Below are 21,268 nucleotides of genomic sequence, written 5' to 3' on the forward strand. Positions count from 1 at the left end.
CTAATCGATAGCAATGACAAATTTAGAAGCATTAGAACAGGAATTGACCGTTCCATCGGAAGCTTTGATTGCGGATATGTCCCGGATAGAGGGGGACATTATGCTGCTGGGTATAGGCGGGAAAATGGGGCCGAGCATGGGTAAGCTGGCTGTAGATTCCATTAAAGCCGCCGGACTGTCCAAACGGGTATATGGGGTCTCCAGATTTTCGGATAGCAAGTCAAAGATTGCTTTGGAAGAGGTGGGGGTAGAAACCATCACCTGCGATCTTCTGGATGATACCGAGCTGCAAAGTTTGCCTCAGGTAGCCAATATTATATACCTGGCAGGAAATAAATTCGGCACTACCGGGAATGAAGGGTTCACTTGGGCCATGAATACATATTTGCCGGGTAGGGTTGCCGAGAAGTTCAAAAACTCCAATCTGGTGGTGTTTTCCTCCGGAAATGTGCTGCCTTATGTTCCAGTAACTTCGGGAGGAGCGACGGAACAAACCGTGCCTGAGCCCTTAGGGGAATATGCCCAGTCCTGCTTGGGAAGGGAAAGAATATTTGAGTATTTCTCCAAAGCCAATCAAACGCCCATGCTTATTTACAGACTGAACTATGCCGTGGACTTTCGGTATGGAATTATGCTGGAACTGGCTAAATCAGTGCTGCACGAAAAGGAGATTGATTTAAGTACCGAAAATGTCAATGTGATCTGGCAGAAAGATGCCAATGAAATAGCCTTGCGGTCACTTCTTCATACAAGCTCACCGGCAAAATTGCTCAATGTCACCGGTCCGGAAATCTTATCCGTGCGTTGGATTGCCTCACAGTTTGGTACACTTTTCAACAAGCGTCCCAAATTCGTCAATGAGCCTGCGGGGACGGCCTTATTGAATAATGCCTCGGAATGCCATCGCCTTTTTGGATACCCCAAAGTGACTCCAAGAGAAATCATTGAAATAACCGCAAGCTGGCTGTTGCAAGGAGGGGATGACTTCGGAAAACCCACCCATTTTCAAGAGAGAGGAGGGAAGTTTTGATGAAATTACTTGATAAGGAATTAAAGCAACATCTGATGCTGGGTACAGTAATCCCTGCACATCCTTTGGCTTTGAAAGAGGATAGAACTATAGATGAGAAAAGGCAAAGAAAACTCACCAGGTACTATGCCGCCAGTGGAGCAGGCGGGGTTGCTGTTGGGGTGCACTCCACCCAATTCGAAATTCGGGAGCCGCAGCACAACCTATACGAAACGGTATTGAAATGGGCATCCGAAGAAATTGTTTCCGCAGACTTGGATCGTCCCTATCTTAAGATTGCCGGAATCTGTGGAGATACAGCCCAGGCAGTTTCAGAAGCAACACTCGCGGTAAATTATGGGTATGATATGGGCTTACTCAGCATGGGTGGATTAAAGGGATGGACAGAGCAGGAAATATTGTCCAGAGTGAAGGAAGTGGCTGCTGTGATTCCGGTTTTCGGCTTTTACCTGCAGCCCTCTGTAGGGGGCAGGATTTTTAGTTATGACTTCTGGAGACAGTTCGCTGAAATAGAAAATGTAGAAGCCATCAAATGTGCTTCTTTTAACCGCTACCAAACGCTGGACGTGATGCGTGCAGTCTGTACTAGTTCCCGTGCGGAGGTAATCGCCATGTACACGGGAAATGACGACAATATTGTGGCTGATCTACTTACGAACTATCGCTTTAATGTGGAAGGGAAGATCGTTGAGAAAGAGTTTGTCGGTGGACTGTTGGGGCACTGGGCGGTCTGGACGCATAAGGCAGTACAGCTGCTGGAAGAAGTGAAGCACTGCAAGTCCCGGGGGACTGCCGCTGATTGGGCAAGACTCCTGTCCAAGGGCGTGGAAATCACGGATGTAAATGCGGCGATGTTTGACCCTGCGCATCTGTTTCATGGCTGTATTCCGGGAATGCACACGATGTTGAAAAATCAGGATTTGCTTGGCAGCATTCATTGTCTGAATCCAAACGAGGTACTTTCGGAAGGGCAGCTGGAAGAAATACAACGTGTGTATCAGGACTATCCCGATCTGAACGATGATTTATTTGTCAGGGAGTTCTTAAAAAACGATAGAGGCTAAACAGATGAAATCTCTTTTAAAACTTGCAGTAGGTATTAGCTGCTTGATCAATTGCTCCAGTGGCTTTTCTCAGGTAGATACGGCACAATTCAAAAATCATGGCCCGCAATTGTTCGCCTCCATGATTCAGGGAAGTGTTTTTGTTGAGGACAAAAATGGTTCGGAGCTGATCTATACCGTGGTCAGGGGAGAACCGGCTCATCTGCTCGCTTATGATCTTGATACAAAATCCCTACAAGTGGATCTTCCGCTGGGGGAAGCAGACGGGGTTTGGGATATGGCACAGTCTTCAGATGGGACGCTTTATATCCCCGGAGCGGATGGGACGATATTTTCCCATGTGCCCGGCACGCAGGAAGTAAAGGACTTGGGGATAGCGTTGGAGGGTGAAACTTACCTTTGGAATATGACAGCGGGCAAGGATGGTGAGGTCTTCGGAGCCACATATCCAGGTTGTAGGGTATTTAGGTATCATCCTGATGACGGTTTTTCAGACGTAGGGAAAGGCCCTTTGGTAGCAAGTGAAAACTATGTGCGGAGTATTGCTTACTATCCCAAAGCAGACATGCTGTACGCAGGGGTGGGATCACGGGCTCATTTGATTGAAATCAATCCGAGGACAGGAGAAAAGCGGGAGCTTCTACCGGAAAAATACAAGAACTATGAATTCGTCTATGGACTGGAAGTGGTGCCGGGAATAGACGGGAATGACCGTCTGTTTATCCTGCTCACGAATGGCAGTGTTACGCTCGTTTATAATCTGAAGACAGGGGAGTTCGAACAGGAAATAGAGAAAATGGATATGCGTTCTATTGTTGGGCTTCCCGGTGGAGATGGGGTTTTTTACACCTCAGGTTCTTCTCTGAAGCGTTTTGATCCAGCCTACCCCGAATCAAGTTCGGAAGTCTTGGGAGAAGAAGTGGGGACGGCGAATGCCTTTAAGGTAGGAAAGGACGGGAGTGTTTATTTATTGACTTCCGGGGCGAATTTGGTCAAGTATGATCCGGCGAGCGGACAACTCGAAAAAAACAAGCTTAAGGTGCCGGGGCAGCCTATTCCAATCCAGTCTTTACTTTATGGCCCGGATGGTAAAATTTGGTCCGGAGGGTACTTGGCCGGTGGAAATGCCACATTTGATCCCCTGACGGGTGCACATGCCTTTTTGCCGGGATTGGATCAGACGGAAGGAATGTCTTTTCAGGGGGACAGGATTTTCTTTGGAGTTTATCCCAAAGGCAAATTTTATGTGTACGATACCAAGAATCCTTGGGATCCAAAGCAAGGCAACCCGGAGAAACTTGGGCAAATACCTGATCAAAGCAGAGCCTTTGCCCATGTAAGCCTCCCTGCAAAAAATAAGATGGTGTTTGGGATGATTCCGGAATACGGTAAATTGGGTGGAGCCCTGGTCACCTTTGACCTGATCAGCAATCAACTCCACAGTCATAGTAGCCCCGTGGAGTCCCAGGCGATAGCAGGATTGTGCGATGCAGGGGAATACCTGTTAGTGGGTACCACCATTTCCGGAGGATTGGGTGTGAAACCTACCACAGAGGAAGCTGTACTGGCAGGTTGGGATGCGGAGACAGGGGAGACTCTCTTTCAGCTTGTTCCGGTACCGGGTGCTTCTGCATTGACCGGTTTAATAAAAGGCCCTGATGGTAATATCTGGGGAATGGGGGATGGTACGCTTTTCAGGTTTGATCCGATTCAAAAGAAAGTGGTAGATACACATCGCTTATATGATTTCCCGGAGTTTAAGAGCCATATCTGGAGAAGCGCTTTTTTGGTATTGCACCCGGATGGAAATATTTATGGGACGGACAATAAGAAGTTGTTCAGGATTGATCCGCTGACATTGTCATTTACGGAGCTTTCCAATGAAGCGGGCTTGCTGGTGATGGATGAGGCAGGGACACTATTCTTCAGAAGGGGGACGGATCTATGGTCGTTTAAGCCATGAAATTTATAAGGAAATAATGTTATTGATGGTAACTTTATTTCCTTTTTATGTGTATCCGCTTTTCTACCAGTAAAACAATAAAAGCATCATAGGATTCGGAAAACACTAGGTCAAGGCCACTTCGGTCATCCGTCATCGGTCTTCCAGCCAATAAAGCTACTGACATCTTTGAGGATAATCATTTTCCTTTTTTAACCATTTAGATAATAATCCACATGCATTTCTCCAGAAGAAAATTCATAAAAAAAACTGCTGTTTTGGGAGTTGGAGCGAGTGTCAATTTCTCCGCAGCGCTTCCATTTGAAGAGAAGCCCGTCAGGATCGGTATCATTGGTCTGGACACTTCGCATTCAGTGGCTTTCACGAAATTATTTAATGCAACTGCTCCAAAAAAAGAGTTTGAAGGATTTAGAGTGGTATCAGCATATCCCTTTGGCAGCAGGGATATCTCATCCAGTGTGGAAAGGATACCCGGTTATATCGAGGAAGTTCGTGAGTGGGGTGTCACTATCGCCAACTCAATCGAGGAACTTCTCGAAGAAGTAGATGTGGTGCTGCTGGAAACAAACGATGGGACAATGCACTTAGAACAAGCAAGGAAAGTTTTCAAGGCAAAAAAACCTGTTTTTATTGATAAGCCTGTTGCTGCACGTTATGATGATGTGAAGAAAATTTATGAGGAGGCAATCGATGAGGGGATTCCGGTCTTTTCAGCTTCCTCCCTGAGGTATCAGAGCAATGTAAATGCTGTCAGGAATGAGGATAAAATAGGCAAAGTCTTAGGCTGTGATGCGTTCAGCCCGGCTGAAACTGAACCAAGCCATACTGACTTATTTTGGTACGGGATTCATGGGGTAGAAATTCTGTTTTCCGTAATGGGGCCCGGCTGTAAGTCGGTGCAGAGGATAAGCTCACCGGAAGTGGACTTGGTCGTGGGAAAATGGAAAGATGGGAGAATAGGCACGTTCAGGGGAATGCGTAATGGTATTCACGATTATGGAGGAACAGCCTTTGGAACTGAGGGAAATCTTAATCTGGGTCCGTTTGATGGATACGAAGGATTGGCTAAGGAAATCGCGCTTTTTTTCAGGACTAAAATCTCCCCGGTGGATTATAAAGAAACCTTGGAGATTTATGCTTTTATGGAGGCCGCTGATTTGAGTAAAAGAAAAGGAGGAGCGGAGGTTGTGTGTAGGATATAGTGCTTTTTTTCCGGTCAAAAACTAAATACTTGGATTCCCTGTCATAAGATTTAGATTGATCTTATAAGCCTTAAATCCATCTGTTATTTTGCGTAATAGTTATTTTATGTGGGCTTAAATAATCATTTAAGCATATTAAACGGTAAATTCGCAGCCGTAATGTCTGATCTACGTTCCTTATACCGGATCAGTCAGAAACAATTTTATGGAGAGTTAACCAAAAAGAAGGAATGTTTAGACACCAAGGTAAGAGCAGAACTTTTCAGCATAATCTTCATCTTGCTTCGGTACTTTCTTTTGTGGCAGGAATAGTAAATGTCACCGGGTTTCTGGCATTTAAGCAACTGACCACTAATGTGACAGGGCATTTTGCGCTCTTCATTAATGACTTGGCAAACCTTGAGTTTTGGAGAGGCACCATTTATTTTGTTTACATACTGTCTTTTTTTCTGGGGTCATTTTTTGCAAGTCTGCTGATTGAAAAATTCCGGGAAAACAGGAGGTTAAATGTCTATGTTTTACCGGGGATAATTCAATGCATGCTCCTAATAGCAATTGCATTGTTTACGGATGTTGTTGAGGCAGACCATCCTGATTTGATTGCGTGTTTACTTCTTTTTGCCATGGGTATGCAAAATTCCTATGTAACTAAGATTTCAAACGCTATTGTGAGAACAACCCACTTAACGGGACTGTTTACAGATTTGGGAATTGAAATTTCCCAGCTGTTTTTCCCAAAAGCACATCCTAAGAAAGAGAGGCTATTTAAGACGATAAAGCTGAGATTATTTATTATTATCTTCTTTTTTTTGGGAGGACTAGTAGGTGGATTTTTATACTCTGAAGTTCACTTGGGATTAAATACATTGCTGATAGCAGCGCTGGTTTTACTGATTAGTTTGTTCTACGACGATTTCAGGTTTAACTACATTAAAGTTTCAAGAAAGTATAGCCAGAAGAGGAGCAAGTTGAAATCTAACTTACCCCTGACTGAATAAGTAGGACATGCTGAAAAACGCCGGTAATAGATCAAAAGCTATCATTCGGACATCTCTTTACAAATCAATTAACTCCTTCCCCCGAAGATTGCCGAGCCAATCCGCACCATCGTACTCCCTTCTTCCTGAGCGATCAGGTAGTCTCCGCTCATTCCCATGGAGATTTCTTCGAGTTGCACGAAAGAGGGTAGTTGAAGGCTTTTTAATTCCTCGAAAAGAGCCTTGAGATTTCTGAATTCCTTTCTTACCTGATCTTCGTTCTCAGTGAAGGTCGCCATTCCCATCAGCCCTTTAATTACTATATGAGAGAGGTCTGTAAAATCAGGATCGGAAAGCATCTTATCCAATTCTTCCCTGTCAAAACCGAATTTGGTCTCTTCTTCAGCAATGTGAATCTGCAGGAGCACATTGATTTTCCTGTCTATTTTTTTTCCTTGCTTATTGATTTCCCTAAGAAGTTTGAAGGAATCCACCCCATGAATCAGATGTACGAAAGGTGCAATAAACTTAACTTTGTTGCTTTGCAGGTGTCCGATCATATGCCAACGGACATCAGCTGGCATTTCCGGTTGTTTGGCCTGGAGTTCCTGTACTTTATTTTCTCCAAAATCCCGAATCCCAGCTGCATAGGCAGTCTTTAAATCTTCAAGAGGCTTGGTTTTGCTTACGGCTACCAGCAGGCATTCACTAGTTCCGAAAGTTTTTTTTACTGCTTCAAGGTTGGCTTTGATGTCCATTTTCTATTTTTATGCGTTACTTTTTTCAAAAGGCCCAAAACAAAGATATGGCGATCATTAGTACTTTGCTAAAAAAAGGCATTCGCCTCAGAGAGAGCATAGAGCAAGAATACTCTCATCCATTGGAACTCCAACGTCAGGAGTTGAAGAAATTATTGATTCAGGCAGCTGAAACGGAAATTGGCAGAAAGTATGACTTTCCTAAAATCCTGAAAGGTTTTCGCTGGGGAGAGAATGAATTTTATGAGCGATACAAGTCCCAGGTGCCTATATATGATTATAACCGCATTCATGATGAATGGTGGTACAAATTGCTCGAAGGGAAATCAAATGTCACTTGGCCCGGTCCTGTGAGACATTTCGCACTGAGCAGCGGGACATCCGGAGCTACTTCCAAATTCATTCCGATTACCAAGGATATGGTGAAAGCTATCCGCAGAACCGGCGTTCGTCAGATCCTATCCCTATCCAAGTATGATCTGCCCGCTTCTCTTTTGACTAAAGGCATACTGATGCTGGGCGGAAGTACGGATTTGGAGTTTAACGGTACCTATTTCTCAGGAGATCTGAGCGGGATTACCACAGGAAGACTGCCTATTTGGTTCCAGCGCTTCTACAAGCCGGGTAAGAAAATTGCGCGTAGCAAAAATTGGGGAGATAAATTGGATCAGATAGTAGATAAAGCAGCATCTTGGGACATCGGTATTATTGTAGGTGTGCCCGCTTGGCTGCAGATACTGATAGAGAAGATAATTGAACGGTACCAGCTAAATAACATTCATGAGATCTGGCCAAATCTTCAAATTTTCGTTCATGGAGGGGTTTCTTTTGAGCCATATAAGAAGGGCTTTGAAAAACTTCTAGGCCGGCCATTGCTATATCTGGAGACTTACTTGGCTTCAGAAGGATTTTTGGCTTTTCAGGCTCTGCCAAATCGGAAATCCATGCGACTAGTTCTTAATAATGGAATTTTTCATGAGTTCATACCATTCAATGAGGAGAATTTTGATGAAGACGGGAATCTTCGGACAGAGGTAAAAACCCTCAAAATAGATGAAATAGAAGAGGGGAAGGATTATGCGCTGCTGATCAGTACTTGCGCCGGAGCCTGGAGATATCTCATCGGGGATGTTGTCCGCTTTATATCCAAGGAAGAATCTGAAATTATTATTTCAGGTAGGACAAAGCATTTTCTAAGTCTCTGTGGAGAACATCTTTCGGTGGACAATATGAACAAGGCGATTGAACTCACCGCTGAGGAGCATGATATGAATATCCGTGAGTTTACCGTTTTGGGAGTCCCTCACGGAAGTCTTTTTGCCCATCATTGGTTTATCGGTTCGGGTGATACTATCAAAAGCTCTATGCTGAGGAAGACTATAGACAAGCATCTCAAAGTGCTGAATGATGACTATGCGGTGGAGAGAAATCATGCTTTAAAGAAAGTCAAAGTCACAGTATTGCCGTCTTCCCTGTTTTATGACTGGCTGAAAGAGCAAGGAAAAGAGGGGGGACAATACAAATTTCCACGAGTGCTGAAAGGAGAAAAGGCCGCAAGCTGGCAGACATTCCTAGCCAAAAATAACATAGAGCTGTGAATCAAGCTTTGCTGGAAGGGGTCAGCATGGGACTTTTGCTTTCAGCTATGATCGGTCCTGTGTTTTTCACATTGATCCAAAGTAGTTTGGAAAACGGCTTCCGATATGCCACCATGGTCGCTTTGGGTATTCTATGCAGCGATACACTTTACGTAGTACTTACTTTTTTCGGGATAAAATTTTTGGCTACCGCAACTTACTTTGAATCGGTTTTGGGGTATGTGGGTGGAGCTATTTTAATAGGATTTGGCATTAGCTATTTGGTAAAAAGGCAAACTGCCAAACCTGAACTAAGTGTGGAAGAAGTACGGAGAGCCAAGAAAAGGAGTGCTTTCTTCAAAGGATTCAGTATCAATGGAATTAATCCCTTTGTGCTGCTTTTCTGGATTTCCATTGCCAGCCTAGTGCATCTGAAGGAATCATTCGGTTCACTGGATGTGTGGCTTTATTTTACGGGGATCCTTCTCACAGTTTTCTCTATAGATTTGACAAAAGCCTATATAGCCAAGAGACTGTCTCAATTCGTTACCCCGAAGTTTATGTTTTGGCTTAACAAGGCCGTGGGAGTGGCAATGATAGGTTTTGGCATCCGGCTGATATTATTTGCTGTGGGGAAATGATGACATGGCAATCAGAATAAAAATCTGTCTTCACCATTATAATTTTAATGCAACTCCTATGTTAAGATAGGCCACTCCGTAGCCGGCTTCAGCAAACGCCGCAAGATTCCCTGTAAAGTAGTAGCGGCTTCCCAGATAGAGGCTTAGTCCCCCGGTATTACTGTAGCTGTCTCCACCCGTGGAACTTCCATTGCTGTCTGAATAAGAATAGTTGAGTAGATAGTAGCCCAGCATCAACCCTCCATACAAATCGAGCTTGTCCACGTTGTGGCCGTTCCAGTGATAAGCACTACGCACTCCGAGCAGGATATAATCCCATTTCTGTTCATAACTGTACGATGATGAGGAATAGTCATATTTAAAGGCTTTATAGCCGATGTAGCCGCCCAAACTGATTACCCCCGGTCCACCTATATCCCACACTCCCTGTTCATACTGCGCACTTAGGGCTGGCAACTGGCTGGAGGTGCTGTAGTTGCCGATACTGCTTCCCAGACCAATACCGAAGGAAACTACTTTGTCTCCTTTTTCAAATTCCTGTGCAAAGGCCAGGAGAGGTGACAATGCAAAGAGAGTGATAAATAACTTTAGAGATTTCATGCTAGTCGCGTTTTTAGGATTTTGTTATACTACTTTCAGATGCTGATTTACCCTGCTTTTAAAGTGTCAGAAGCCGGCGAGGCGCACATGAAACTCGCCCTCTGTAATACTTAAGTTTTCCCCTATGTCTTTTGTAGAATACAAGGTTCCGGAAAATGTTCCCTTTAGGCTATTCTCGGTTATTTCGTTAAAACGTATTGTGGCATCGTTCACCCCGCCGTTGTATTTGTTCCAACCTAGATTATCTGTGTAAAACATAGTTCCGTTTTCGTCATAAATACCCAGCACTAAAAATTCGGGATCAACCATTGCTGACGTGCCGTGATTAGAGTAGTTATGATTTGTTTGTAGCGGGGAGGAGTGATATAGATCAAATAGAATTGAATTTTTTCCTCCGTCATTGATGCTTTTGGCTGCAAATACTCGTGTATCCAACAGCCCGTTATCCAAAGAAAGATCAGACCAACTCCATCCTTGAAAGGTTATGGATTGGTTGACGGTTTCCGAATAATTATTTTGAACGCCGTTTACTTTGAAGCGGAAGTAATAGTTGCTTTCTGGCTCGATAGAATCCTCAGAACCACAGCTGTACAAGAAGCAAAAAAGCAGGCATCCTAGTGTATGTGTGATTAATTTCTTCATTTTGTGGATATTATCTTGAGGTACAACAGCATTTTCAGCGTGATTTGTACCAATTCACGAACAAAGCCGAGTGCAAGGGGTAGGAAGTAGGTAATGGATATCACTCCCAAAAAACCGGCAAAACCGCCGGTGAAAGAATTCGTTCCTGCCCCTATAGCCATCAGAAGCCCTGCTGGATACACCAAAGCGATAAGCGCGTCAAAGATGCGTACATACCATGTATAGAGGGGGAAATCCGGGGACAGTTCCGATTCTTCAGTTCCGGCACTGCCTGAATCAGATAGCGTATTTAAGGAATTGTAATAGATTTTTAGTGGAAGTGTGAACGGCTTTACGATGATAAGATCTAACACCTTCAGCAGCACCTTGCCAAAGTCAATAGTTTTAAAATTCATAGCGCATTTTTAGTTGAGTGAAATACTTAAAATAAAAGTTACGCTACTCATTTCACTTGTAAAACCCCCATTGATTTCCTGACGGTCTTGGGTTATTTTTTGATGGAGATCAGCATTTTTTTGTTAAAAGAGATTTATCTTCATAGAGGTTCAACTTTAAGCTATGAAAGCAGGATGTGTATTTTTTCTTCTTCTTGCCTGCATTTGGGCACATGCTCAAGGCATTCAAAAAGAAATTGATTCACTTACCGTCCTGCTGGACAAGCATCCTACCCAAGACACCGTAAGGCTCCATTTACTGAATGAAATATCCTATGCTTATTATTCTGCCAATCCAAAAAAAGGACTGGAGACAGCGGAAGAAGCTATTGTGTTGGCGAAAAAACTCAGCCACTTAAATGGACTGGCCTCCGCCTACAGCAGGAAAGGAACCAACCATTGGGCATTGGGTCAGGATTCTCTGGCTATGGAAGCAATCAACGAGTCTCTTGCTTACCGTAAGGAAACCGGTAATATGCTGGAGTACGCCAAAGGGCTGAATAATCGTGCCCTCAATCACTACAATATAGGCAACTACACGGCTGCCATCCGTGATCACGAAGAAGCTGCCGAGTGGTTTGAGAAATTGGATTTTTCCATGGGCCTCAAACACCAGTGGAACAACATGGGGGTAGTGTTTCTTGCATTGGACGATTACCCGAGAGCGCTGGATGTATTTTTAAAAGCCGAACGTATTGCCGGTGCTGATCTGTCCTTGCAAGCAGGTATATTGAGCAACATCGGCTTAGTGTACAAAAACACAGAGGAATATTCCCAATCATTGAAATATCAATTGGAGGCATTGGGGATATACCGAAATTCGGGCAATAAACAGGGAGAGGCTAATGCACTTAGTAATCTGGCTACCTTGTATGACCACACAGGCAAATCTGAAGAGGCCCTTGCCTACTATGAAGAATCCCTGAAAATCAACAAAGAAATTGGCAACGACCGAAAAATTGCCGGTGAATTGACCAATATAGGTGCGGTTTATCTGAGGATGAACCAATTGGTAAAAGCTAAAGGATACCTTAGTGAAGCTGTGGAGTTGTATGCTTCCACCAACGATTACAACGGCCTCTCTGTGGCTCTCTCCGAGTGGGCAGAATGCTATGCTGAAAATCCCGGAAATAGGCTTTTGCTACAGCATAGAGCGTTGGATGCAGCTGTGAAAAGTGGTTCACCTCTGCGGCAAAGCCATACACTGAAAGCTCTTAGCGATAGCTATGAAAAAGCCGGCAATTTTGAGTTGGCTCTGCAAAACCACAAGCTACACATCGCTTTTCGGGACTCGGTTTTCAATGAAGAAAAAAAGGTGGAAATCGTCCGAAGCCAAATGCAGTTTGACTTCGGTAAAAAAGAGGCCCTGATAGAAGCAGAACGTGAAACGGAGCGGGCCTTGGCCATCGCTGAAATAAAGCGGCAGACTACCGTCAAAAAAGCAGCTATTACCGGTGGTGCAGGCTTGCTTATGGCCTTGGTCACGGCCTTTGTATTGTATAAAAGACGGCGGGATGCCTTGGCTCAAAAGAAGGAAGCAGAGTTCAGGGCTTTGGTTTCCGATACCGAATTAAAGGCACTTCGATCGCAGATGAATCCGCACTTTATTTTCAATTCGCTGAATTCCATCGGAGACTATGTGTTGAAAAATGACAACCAATCTGCCCAGGATTATCTTGCAAAGTTTGCCAAGCTGATGCGTACAGTCCTTGAAAACTCGGAGCATAAGGAAATTCCGCTGAGTGAAGATTTGAAATTCATTGAATTGTACCTGCAGGTCGAAACCAAAAGATTACCAGGTAGATTTTCCTATGCTATTCATGTAGAAGAAGGGCTGAATACAGAAAATACACTTATACCTCCGCTCATCTTGCAGCCTTTTATAGAAAACAGTATTTGGCATGGATTCAAGGACAGGAAAAGCCGGGGACACATAGTCATAGATTTCAAGAAAAAAGATGGTACGCTCTTGTGCAGTGTAGATGACAATGGGACAGGTAGGACTGTTAATACGACCGACTCAACAAAAAAATCGCTGGGCGTTGCCATTACGGAGAATCGTATAAAAATCCTCAATAAGCAGAATAATGCCAATGGTAAGCTTCTGGTGATAGATAAATTACACAATGCAGGTACAAGAGTCGAACTCAGCCTCCCACTGCAAACAGCCTTTTAAAGCAGTCCTATGATGACAATTGCGATAATAGACGACGAACAACATTGTACTGACCGTATCCTGTTTTTTTTGGAATCTTTCGGTGATAAAGTAAATACAGTATGTTTTGACACTGCTGATGAAGCTGTAAAGGGAATTGCAAGCCAGCGCCCGGATATAGTCTTTCTGGATGTACAGCTACACGACAAGACGGGCTTTGATGTTCTTTCTGCTCTCTCCTTTACGGATTTCTGCCTTATTTTTACGACAGCTTACGAGCAATACGCCATTGATGCCTTTAGATTTTCTGCCATTGATTATTTGCTCAAACCCATTGACCGGGCAGATTTTGACAACGCCCTGCAGAAAGCTTTCAAGAAGGTAGAACAAGCACAGCTCAATGAAAGAATCAATGTCTTGCTGGCCCATCTTTCTCCGGCAAATATTCCCAAGAAGATTGGCATTCCGTCGAGAGAGGGGTTTACTTTCTTAGACATATCGGAAATTGTCAGATGCGAAGCCAGTGTGAATTACACGGAGCTTTTCACCAAGGATGGGAAGAAGCATATTGTTTCAAAGACACTGAAACATTTTGAAGAAATTTTAACCGATTATGGCTTTTTTAGGATACATAATTCTCATCTTATCAATTTAAGCTATGTCAAGGGCTATGCTAAAAGTGGGTATGTAACCCTCTTAGATAATTTGAAATTGGAAATTTCTGTCCGTAGAAAGGAGGCCTTTATAAAAGCGTGTAATGGGTTTTTGAGCATTTGATCAAGTTGGGTTCTGTAGTGTTATAGATTAAGCTTAAAAAAAAAATCCCTCCGATTTGCACCGGAGGGATTTGTATGAAATGAGAATGTCTAAGATTAGTCGACGAGATATTTCACCACAGGAGTGTAATCCATATCAAAGGCTTCTGCTACAGCTTGATAGACAATGTCCCCGTTGATTATATTCAGACCTGGAACTAAGTCAGGATTGTCCTGAGCAGCTTTTTTCCATCCCTTTTCCGCCAGTTGAATAGCGTAAGGAAGTGTGGCATTGGTCAAAGCCAAGGTGGAAGTGTAAGGAACAGCTCCCGGCATATTGGCTACGCAATAGTGAACCACATCATCAATAATAAAAGTAGGATCCTGATGCGTGGTAGGCTTGCAGGTTTCTATACAGCCACCCTGATCTACCGCCACGTCCACCAGAACTGTTCCTGGCTGCATTTCTTTCAGCATATCACGGGTGATCAGGTGAGGAGCTTTTGCTCCGGGAATCAATACAGCACCGATGATCAGGTCATGATTTACGATCATTTTGCGCACATTGTATTCATTGGACATCATAGTCTTCACGTTGGCAGGCATCACGTCTGCAAGGTATCTCATCCTTGGAAGAGACACATCCATAATAGTCACATCTGCTCCCAGACCTGCCGCCATCCAAGCCGCCTGAGTACCTACGATACCGCCGCCAAGAATCAGAACTTTGGCAGGAAGTACACCAGGCACCCCACCTAAAAGAATTCCTCTTCCTTTTAATGGTTTCTCCAAATAGTTTGCTCCTTTCTGAACGGCCATTCTTCCGGCTACTTCAGACATAGGAACCAAAAGTGGAAGACTTCTGTCTGCTTTTTCTACTGTCTCATAGGCCAGACAAACCGACTTACTGGCTACCATGGCTCTGGTCAACGGCTCATATGAGGCAAAATGGAAATAGGTGAACAACAGTTGATCTTCTTTGATCAATTTATATTCAGGTTCTATAGGTTCTTTCACCTTCATAATCATCTCAGCGATTTCATAGGTCGCTTCGATAGTGGGAAGGATAGTGGCACCTGCTTCTGTATACTCCTCATCGGGAAAGCCGCTGCCTTCACCTGCTGTATGCTGAACGAATACGGAATGACCTCTTTTTACCAATTCTTTTGCACCGGCAGGGGTAAGGGCTACACGGTTCTCGTTGTTTTTGATTTCCTTAGGAACACCTATAATCATGACTTGTATATTTGGATTTAAATAAATTCTCACAAATATAATAAGGAGGAAGCTATCAGTTTGCAATTCGAAGAATACTATTTGGTATACTTTGGAAAAAAGACATAAATTGAAATTATGTTCTGAAATATTTCAAAATCATTTAGAATATTTCAATAAACTTATTTTAAGCATTGATAATTTTGAGGACATAGTTGGGCTAAATGCTTGGTTAATAGGTGTCCCTGCTTTTGATGTTTCTACTTTTTATATTGATAGAAAGTTTAAAGTCGGAATTTAATTCTGTTTACATCTCATAATCGAGCCTCTTTCAGAATTTTTGATTGATAAATTATATTGTCGAAATTTGCATAAAGAATGGATTTGGCTATTTTTGAATGATTCAAAAAATCATCAAAGCAAAACCCGGATAACTTTAGTAAATTAACCTCTATGTCAGAAGTTCAATCAGTACCGAAAAACCTGAATTCACCTAACCTGTCGAAAGAAGCTATACTGGAAGATTTTAGAGTAGCTATGCTGAGTAGACATGCTTCTTTGGTAGGCCGGAAAGAGGTTTTTATGGGGAAAGCGAAGTTTGGTATTTTTGGAGACGGCAAGGAAGTTGCCCAAATAGCAATGGCAAGAGCTTTCCGGCTCGGAGATTTTCGCTCAGGCTATTACAGGGATCAGACATTTATGTTTGCCATCGGGGAGCTGACGGTGCAGCAGTATTTTTCTCAACTATACGCCTACACCAACGTGGAGGCAGAGCCTGCAAGTGCAGGTCGCCTGATGAATGGTCACTTTGCTACCCGCTCTCTCAATGAGGATGGTAGCTGGAAGGATCTAACCAAAATGTATAATTCAGCTGCGGATATTTCTCCCACAGCTGCTCAAATACCCAAACTTCTTGGGTTGGCATATGCCTCCAAGCTCTTCAGGGAAAATAAGGGATTGAAGGACTTAAAGAAGTTTTCTGTCAATGGAAATGAGGTAGCGTGGGGAACCATTGGAAATGCATCTACTTCTGAAGGGATGTTTTTTGAGACTATCAATGCTGCGGGTGTAATGCAGGTTCCTATGGTGGTTTCCATATGGGATGATGGTTATGGTATCTCCGTTCCCAATGAATTTCATACCACCAAGGGCAGTATTTCAGATGCTTTGGCGGGTTTTGAAAGGACAGATTCGCAGAAAGGCATTGAAATAATCCGTGTAAACGGGTGGGATTATGAAGCCTTGTTAAATGCCTACGTGGAAGCCGGAGAGTTGGCAAGAACATTCCATATTCCGGTGATGATACATGTACTGGAGATGACCCAGCCCCAAGGGCATTCCACTTCAGGTTCGCATGAGCGGTATAAAGATAAAAAGCGTCTTCAGTGGGAAAAAGATTGGGATTGTGTTTCGAAATTCAGAGAATACATCCTGAGCAATGAAATAGCCAATGCAGATACGTTGGACAAAATTGAAGCTGAAGCCAAAGCACAGGTAAAGCAGGAAAAGGAAGCTGCTTGGTCCACGTTTTCCAGTGAGATCAAAAAAGAATTGAATGAGGCAGTAGCTCTACTAAGAGAAGCTGCGCAGCATAGTACCAGAAAAGTAGTAGTCAATCAAATCGCAGAGGAACTTTCCAAGACTATAAATCCGATTAGAAAGGATGTAGTGCTGGCAGTGAGAAAAGCCCTGGTGATATTAAGATTGGATACTCCTGCGGTAAAGGCAGACTTGAAAGCATGGTTTGCAAAGCAGTCCGAGTTGAATTTCGATAGATATAACAGTCACCTGTATAGTCATTCAGAATGGAGTGTGTTGAATGTGGAGGACGTTCCTGCCAAGTTTAACAACAATTCTCCTCTGGTAGATGGCAGGGAGATTCTGCAGTCCTATTTTGACATTACCCTGGAAAAAGACCCCCGTTTCTTTACATTCGGTGAGGATGTGGGGAAAATCGGTGATGTGAATCAGGCTTTTGCAGGCTTGCAAGCGAAGCACGGGGACTTGAGAGTATCGGATACCGGTATCCGGGAATGCACTATTATAGGTCAGGGAATCGGTACTGCTTTGAGGGGATTGCGTCCGCTTGCAGAGATTCAGTACCTTGATTATTTGCTGTATGGCCTACAGATGCTGGCTGACGACGTAGCCTGCCTTCAGTATCGTACCAAAGGGGGCCAAAAGGCCCCGATGATTGTGCGTACCCGTGGGCATAGATTGGAAGGCGTATGGCATTCCGGTTCTCCTATGGGAATGATTCTTTCCACGCTGCGCGGAATGGTGGTCTGTGTACCCAGGGATATGACCCAGGCAGCGGGAATGTACAATGCGCTCTTGAAATCCGATGAGCCTGCCATAGTAATTGAATGTCTGAATGGCTATAGACTGAAAGAGAAAATGCCTCTGAACCTGGGAGAATATACCGTTGCGCTGGGCAAGCCTGAAGTACTTAGAGAGGGGTCTGATGTGACCATAGTGACGTATGGTTCCATGTGTAGAGTGGTGATGGAAGCGGCCAATGAGCTTGCTGAAATGGGTATAGAGATAGAAGTGCTGGATGTGCAAACCCTTTTGCCGTTTGACGTACACGGGATCATAGGAGAATCAATCAAGAAAACCAACCGCGTGATCTTTGCGGATGAGGATGTGCCGGGAGCAGGCTCTGCTTACATGCTACAGCAGGTGATAGAAGGACAAGAGGTTTTTAAGTTTCTGGATTCGGAGCCTCAGACTATTTCTGCCAAAGCTCACAGACCTGCTTATTCTTCCGATGGGGATTATTTCTCCAAGCCAAGTGCGGAAGATGTCATAGAGAAAGTATATGCTATGATGGGTGAAGTAGATCCCAAAAAATTTCCTGCGATATAGAATAATCTCCTCTAACTAGAAAAAGCCCTGATTGCAGGGCTTTTTCTAGTTAGAGGATCTTGTGATCTGTCTAAGTGTCACTTCGGGACTTGAAACTTCATTACTTCGATTGAGTGCTCTATCCTGAATCGATACATCAATTCTAATCGTATCAGTCCTGAAGATAGCCTCCCAGCCAGCGGATAGCATACCGTATTTGATATTTCCTTCTACGGCCTGGCCTGCATCAGAAGTCAGAATCCGAGGAAAACGACCATTAAATGTGGTGTAGAAAGGAGGATCTTGCCATCTATATTCTGTGAATTGACCGTTTCTCTTGATGAAAAACTTAACGAAAATATTATACTGATTTGGATTAGGCTTTACCCAAATGGTGTCATTCACACGAACATTTCCTACCAAAGGATTTACAGACCAGTCAATTGGGTTGTAAGAAGGAGCATCAGCAGGCCTTGTTCCATAGGTGATCAGTTCTCCGGCAGAATTTCTCAGGAAGTCCAATTCATGGAAAGGGGGAGCATTATCCGTACCTGACAATCCCAAATCTCCTTCGGCATCCTGGAAATCAATCCCTATGATCAAGGAATCCGAACCTGAAGTAGGAGCATATTCGATTGATTCAAAAGTGATTTTAGGGACTGAGGGGAAATTGTCCGGAGGATTGATACAGGCAGCTGCCAGTAACAGTAAAAAGAATATTCCTAAATAGCTTTTTAAACGCATAGGGTGAAAGTAAATTTACCAGCAAATTAAACCAATACTTTGGTTGGTTGTTGCAAAATATAAAACGATGCAGGATTTTAAAAGTTTTTCGGACAAGCTAAGTAATTTGAAATCGGAAGATTTTGAAAAGCTTGCACTGGAACTTTTCCGTTACCAGTCTCAAGCTAATCCAATTTACAGGAAATATATCAAAGCTAGGGGAATAGATACGGAGTCTGTGACCACCTTGGATCAAATACCTTTCTTACCTATTCGGTTTTTTAAAGATCATAAAGTTGTATCAGGAAATGAGGAAGATTATACTGAATTTTTCTCCAGTAGCGGCACCACGGGCATGATCACCAGTCGTCATTATATCTGGTCTGAGCAATGGTATTTGACCCATTCACAACGCATTTTTGAAAGCAATTTCGGGCAGCTTACCGATTTTCATGTATTGGCACTTTTGCCGGCATATCTGGAGAGGAAAGGCAGTAGCCTAGTCAGTATGGCAGATCATTTTATCCGTGAAAGTAATTCGGAACACTCTGGATTTTATCTCTACAATCAAGATGAACTGATTGATAAAATGCAAATGTTGGCTGCTGGTGACAGGAAAACACTAGTGCTTGGTGTGACTTTCGCCTTATTGGATTTGGCTGAGTCGGGAAAGGATTTTACTCCTCTGGATAATCTTCTTGTAATGGAAACAGGCGGAATGAAGGGTAGGAGAAAGGAAATGATCCGGGAGGAAGTCCACGATATTCTGAAGCCTTTCTTCGGCGTAGAGGTGATTCATTCGGAATATGGAATGACGGAGCTGATGTCTCAGGCTTATTCCAAAGGTCAGGGAAAATATATGCTCCCTGATTCTATGCGTGTTATGCTTAGGGATGTGAATGATCCCCTTTCCATTTCGCAGCGATCCCAGGGAGGAATTAATGTGATTGATCTGGCAAATTTCCATTCCTGTGCATTTCTGGAAACCCAGGATTTGGGAAGATTTGACGAAAATGGAATGCTGGAAATTCTGGGGAGGTTTGACAACAGTGAAATAAGAGGGTGCAACCTCTTGGTTCAATAATTGCTATCTAAGGATTAATTGAACATATTTGAATTGAATAACTTTATACACATGAAATCGAGCCTTCAGCAGGCAGGGATTCTATGTGACCGCTAAAAATCAAATTATAAACAGATGAAATCGAGCATGACTAAAAAGTCACACACCGGGATGATTATAGATCTTGCGAGATTCCATCTGACCATAAAAAATCAATTATAAACAGATGAAATCGAGCATGTCGAAAACGACACACACTGGGATGATTATCCCATATGCGAGATTCCATATGGCCTTTAAAAACAAATTATAATCATATGAAAAAACTAGCCACAGCAGCATTATTAATTGGGATTTTAGTCTTGGGAGCGTGTGCTTCCAGTAAGCCATGTCCTGCATATGCGAAGGTACCTACATCTCAGGATGCCAATAGCTAAAAAAAATACGCTGACTTAATAGTCAGCGTATTTTTTTATATCCTCTAAGCTGATTTCGGGCTCTCCCAAAATCACCAGCCTTTCCACTACATTCCGTAGTTCCCGGATATTTCCAGTCCAGGGATATTCCTGTAATTTTTCCAGTGCAGCATTGCTGATACTCTTTTTCGCATCGCCGTTTTCTTGGGAGATATCATCCAAAAATTTATTTACCAGCAACGGTATATCATCCTTCCGATCTTTCAGTGCAGGAACCTGTATCAGGATCACACTTAATCTATGATACAAATCCTCACGGAATCTATTCTCCTCAATCTCTTTCTTCAGGTCCTTATTCGTCGCTGCCAAGACACGGACATCCACTTTGATATCCTTGTCCGAACCTACGCGATTGATCAGATTTTCCTGAAGAGCACGAAGTACCTTGGACTGGGCAGAAAGTGACATATCACCGATTTCGTCCAGAAATAGAGTGCCTCCCTGTGCTTGTTCGAATTTTCCCTGACGCTGTTTATGAGCTGAAGTAAAAGCTCCTTTTTCATGTCCAAAAAGTTCACTTTCAATCAGTTCTGAGGGAATGGCAGCGCAGTTCACAGCTACAAATGGCTCAGATGATCTATTGCTTTTGGCATGTACCCAATGTGCGACAAGTTCTTTGCCTGTTCCGTTGGGACCGGTAATTAGAACCCGGGCATCGGTAGGGGCTACTTTCTCTATTGTTTCCTTGACTTGATATATGGCGGCAGATTCTCCTACCATATCCAGCTTTTTGGAAAGCTTCTTTTTCAGAACCTTCGTTTCTGTGACAAGATTTTTTTTATCCAGCGCATTACGGACAGTAAGCAGAAGGCGGTTAAGGTCCGGAGGCTTGGGAATGAAGTCAAATGCACCTTTTTTGGTGGCTTCTACGGCAGTTTCTATACTTCCATGAGCTGAGATCATAATGAATTGAGGTGATTTCTCCAGTGTCTTGGCTCTTTCCAGTACTTCTATACCATCCATTTTGGGCATTTTCACATCACAGAGTACCAGATCGAAGTCTTCTTCCTGCAATTTGGCTAAGCCTTCTTCCCCATCCTGGGCTTCGGCGACACTGTATTTCTCGTATTCTAAAATTTCCCGTAAGGTAGCGCGGATGACCTTTTCGTCATCAATGATCAGTATTTTTGACATAGTTCTAATATA

Annotated in this window: 18 protein-coding genes; 11 read left to right on the forward strand and 7 right to left on the reverse strand. The window is 43.4% G+C overall.

The annotated features are described in order from the left end of the window. Positions 1 to 13 precede the first annotated feature (13 nt). The 5 genes from J2X69_RS09810 to J2X69_RS09830 all read left to right on the forward strand — a co-directional run bounded on the left by J2X69_RS09810 (position 14) and on the right by J2X69_RS09830 (position 6,257). Complete coding sequence (locus tag J2X69_RS09810) at positions 14 to 1,030, forward strand: NAD-dependent epimerase/dehydratase family protein (protein ID WP_310102305.1); 1,017 nt, start codon at positions 14 to 16, stop codon at positions 1,028 to 1,030. Next, on the forward strand, positions 1,030 to 2,094 hold the full coding sequence (locus J2X69_RS09815) for a dihydrodipicolinate synthase family protein (RefSeq protein ID WP_310102308.1): 1,065 nt from the start codon (positions 1,030 to 1,032) through the stop codon (positions 2,092 to 2,094). Before J2X69_RS09810 ends, J2X69_RS09815 begins: the two co-directional genes overlap by 1 nt. 4 nt (positions 2,095 to 2,098) lie before the next feature. Continuing rightward, entirely contained in the window at positions 2,099 to 4,057 is a 1,959-nt protein-coding gene (locus J2X69_RS09820) for a hypothetical protein (RefSeq protein WP_310102311.1), read from the forward strand. A 215-nt stretch (positions 4,058 to 4,272) separates the two neighbouring features. Next, a complete protein-coding gene (locus J2X69_RS09825; RefSeq protein ID WP_310102315.1) occupies positions 4,273 to 5,259 on the forward strand; it encodes a Gfo/Idh/MocA family oxidoreductase in 987 nt (328 codons plus the stop codon). Positions 5,260 to 5,489: 230 nt separating this feature from the next. Continuing rightward, entirely contained in the window at positions 5,490 to 6,257 is a 768-nt protein-coding gene (locus J2X69_RS09830) for a YoaK family protein (protein ID WP_310102318.1), read from the forward strand. A gap of 68 nt (positions 6,258 to 6,325) precedes the next feature. Here the strand turns inward: J2X69_RS09830 and J2X69_RS09835 are convergent, their stop codons facing one another. After that, positions 6,326 to 6,994: a YggS family pyridoxal phosphate-dependent enzyme gene (locus tag J2X69_RS09835; RefSeq protein ID WP_310102320.1), complete on the reverse strand. Its 669-nt coding sequence runs from the start codon at positions 6,992 to 6,994 to the stop codon at positions 6,326 to 6,328. Between the two features lie 47 nt (positions 6,995 to 7,041). On the opposite strand from J2X69_RS09835, the gene J2X69_RS09840 reads away from it, so the two are divergent. Both J2X69_RS09840 and J2X69_RS09845 read left to right on the forward strand, forming a co-directional pair. Beyond that, entirely contained in the window at positions 7,042 to 8,592 is a 1,551-nt protein-coding gene (locus J2X69_RS09840; protein WP_310102471.1) for a GH3 auxin-responsive promoter family protein, read from the forward strand. Further along, positions 8,589 to 9,212 (forward strand): LysE family translocator, encoded by a 624-nt coding sequence (locus tag J2X69_RS09845; protein WP_310102323.1) that lies wholly within the window; start codon positions 8,589 to 8,591, stop codon positions 9,210 to 9,212. The genes J2X69_RS09840 and J2X69_RS09845 overlap by 4 nt, the downstream gene beginning before the upstream one ends. Before the next feature lie 36 nt (positions 9,213 to 9,248). Here J2X69_RS09845 and J2X69_RS09850 read toward each other — a convergent pair whose 3' ends face one another. The 3 genes from J2X69_RS09850 to J2X69_RS09860 form a co-directional block, all read right to left on the reverse strand. Continuing rightward, positions 9,249 to 9,812, reverse strand: a complete 564-nt coding sequence (locus J2X69_RS09850; protein ID WP_310102325.1) for a hypothetical protein — start codon at positions 9,810 to 9,812, stop codon at positions 9,249 to 9,251. 66 nt (positions 9,813 to 9,878) lie between these two features. After that, the gene (locus J2X69_RS09855; RefSeq protein WP_310102327.1) at positions 9,879 to 10,454 is read right to left on the reverse strand and encodes a hypothetical protein; all 576 of its coding nucleotides are present in this window, start codon (positions 10,452 to 10,454) and stop codon (positions 9,879 to 9,881) included. Next, on the reverse strand, positions 10,451 to 10,849 hold the full coding sequence (locus tag J2X69_RS09860) for a hypothetical protein (protein ID WP_310102329.1): 399 nt from the start codon (positions 10,847 to 10,849) through the stop codon (positions 10,451 to 10,453). The genes J2X69_RS09855 and J2X69_RS09860 overlap by 4 nt, the downstream gene beginning before the upstream one ends. A gap of 163 nt (positions 10,850 to 11,012) precedes the next feature. Between J2X69_RS09860 and J2X69_RS09865 the strand changes: the two genes are divergently transcribed. Together J2X69_RS09865 and J2X69_RS09870 are read left to right on the forward strand one after the other, a co-directional pair. After that, entirely contained in the window at positions 11,013 to 13,064 is a 2,052-nt protein-coding gene (locus J2X69_RS09865) for a tetratricopeptide repeat protein (protein ID WP_310102331.1), read from the forward strand. A 9-nt stretch (positions 13,065 to 13,073) separates the two neighbouring features. Further along, the gene (locus tag J2X69_RS09870; RefSeq protein WP_310102333.1) at positions 13,074 to 13,820 is read left to right on the forward strand and encodes a LytTR family DNA-binding domain-containing protein; all 747 of its coding nucleotides are present in this window, start codon (positions 13,074 to 13,076) and stop codon (positions 13,818 to 13,820) included. A 95-nt stretch (positions 13,821 to 13,915) separates the two neighbouring features. On the opposite strand, the gene ald is transcribed toward J2X69_RS09870, so the two are convergent. Further along, positions 13,916 to 15,034 (reverse strand): alanine dehydrogenase, encoded by a 1,119-nt coding sequence (gene ald / locus J2X69_RS09875; protein WP_310102335.1) that lies wholly within the window; start codon positions 15,032 to 15,034, stop codon positions 13,916 to 13,918. Positions 15,035 to 15,466: 432 nt separating this feature from the next. Between ald and J2X69_RS09880 the strand changes: the two genes are divergently transcribed. Beyond that, complete coding sequence (locus J2X69_RS09880; protein ID WP_310102337.1) at positions 15,467 to 17,881, forward strand: thiamine pyrophosphate-dependent enzyme; 2,415 nt, start codon at positions 15,467 to 15,469, stop codon at positions 17,879 to 17,881. A gap of 45 nt (positions 17,882 to 17,926) precedes the next feature. On the opposite strand, the gene J2X69_RS09885 is transcribed toward J2X69_RS09880, so the two are convergent. After that, positions 17,927 to 18,604 carry a hypothetical protein gene (locus J2X69_RS09885; protein ID WP_310102339.1) on the reverse strand — a complete coding sequence of 226 codons (678 nt, stop codon included), beginning with the start codon at positions 18,602 to 18,604 and terminating at the stop codon, positions 17,927 to 17,929. Positions 18,605 to 18,671: 67 nt separating this feature from the next. Here J2X69_RS09885 and J2X69_RS09890 point away from each other — a divergent pair, with 67 nt between their 5' ends. After that, the gene (locus J2X69_RS09890) at positions 18,672 to 19,667 is read left to right on the forward strand and encodes an acyl transferase (protein ID WP_310102341.1); all 996 of its coding nucleotides are present in this window, start codon (positions 18,672 to 18,674) and stop codon (positions 19,665 to 19,667) included. A gap of 431 nt (positions 19,668 to 20,098) precedes the next feature. Here the strand turns inward: J2X69_RS09890 and J2X69_RS09895 are convergent, their stop codons facing one another. Further along, the gene (locus tag J2X69_RS09895) at positions 20,099 to 21,256 is read right to left on the reverse strand and encodes a sigma-54 dependent transcriptional regulator (RefSeq protein ID WP_310102343.1); all 1,158 of its coding nucleotides are present in this window, start codon (positions 21,254 to 21,256) and stop codon (positions 20,099 to 20,101) included. Between the last annotated feature and the right edge of the window lie 12 nt (positions 21,257 to 21,268).

Source organism: Algoriphagus sp. 4150, from assembly GCF_031457395.1.
Classification (GTDB): domain Bacteria; phylum Bacteroidota; class Bacteroidia; order Cytophagales; family Cyclobacteriaceae; genus Algoriphagus.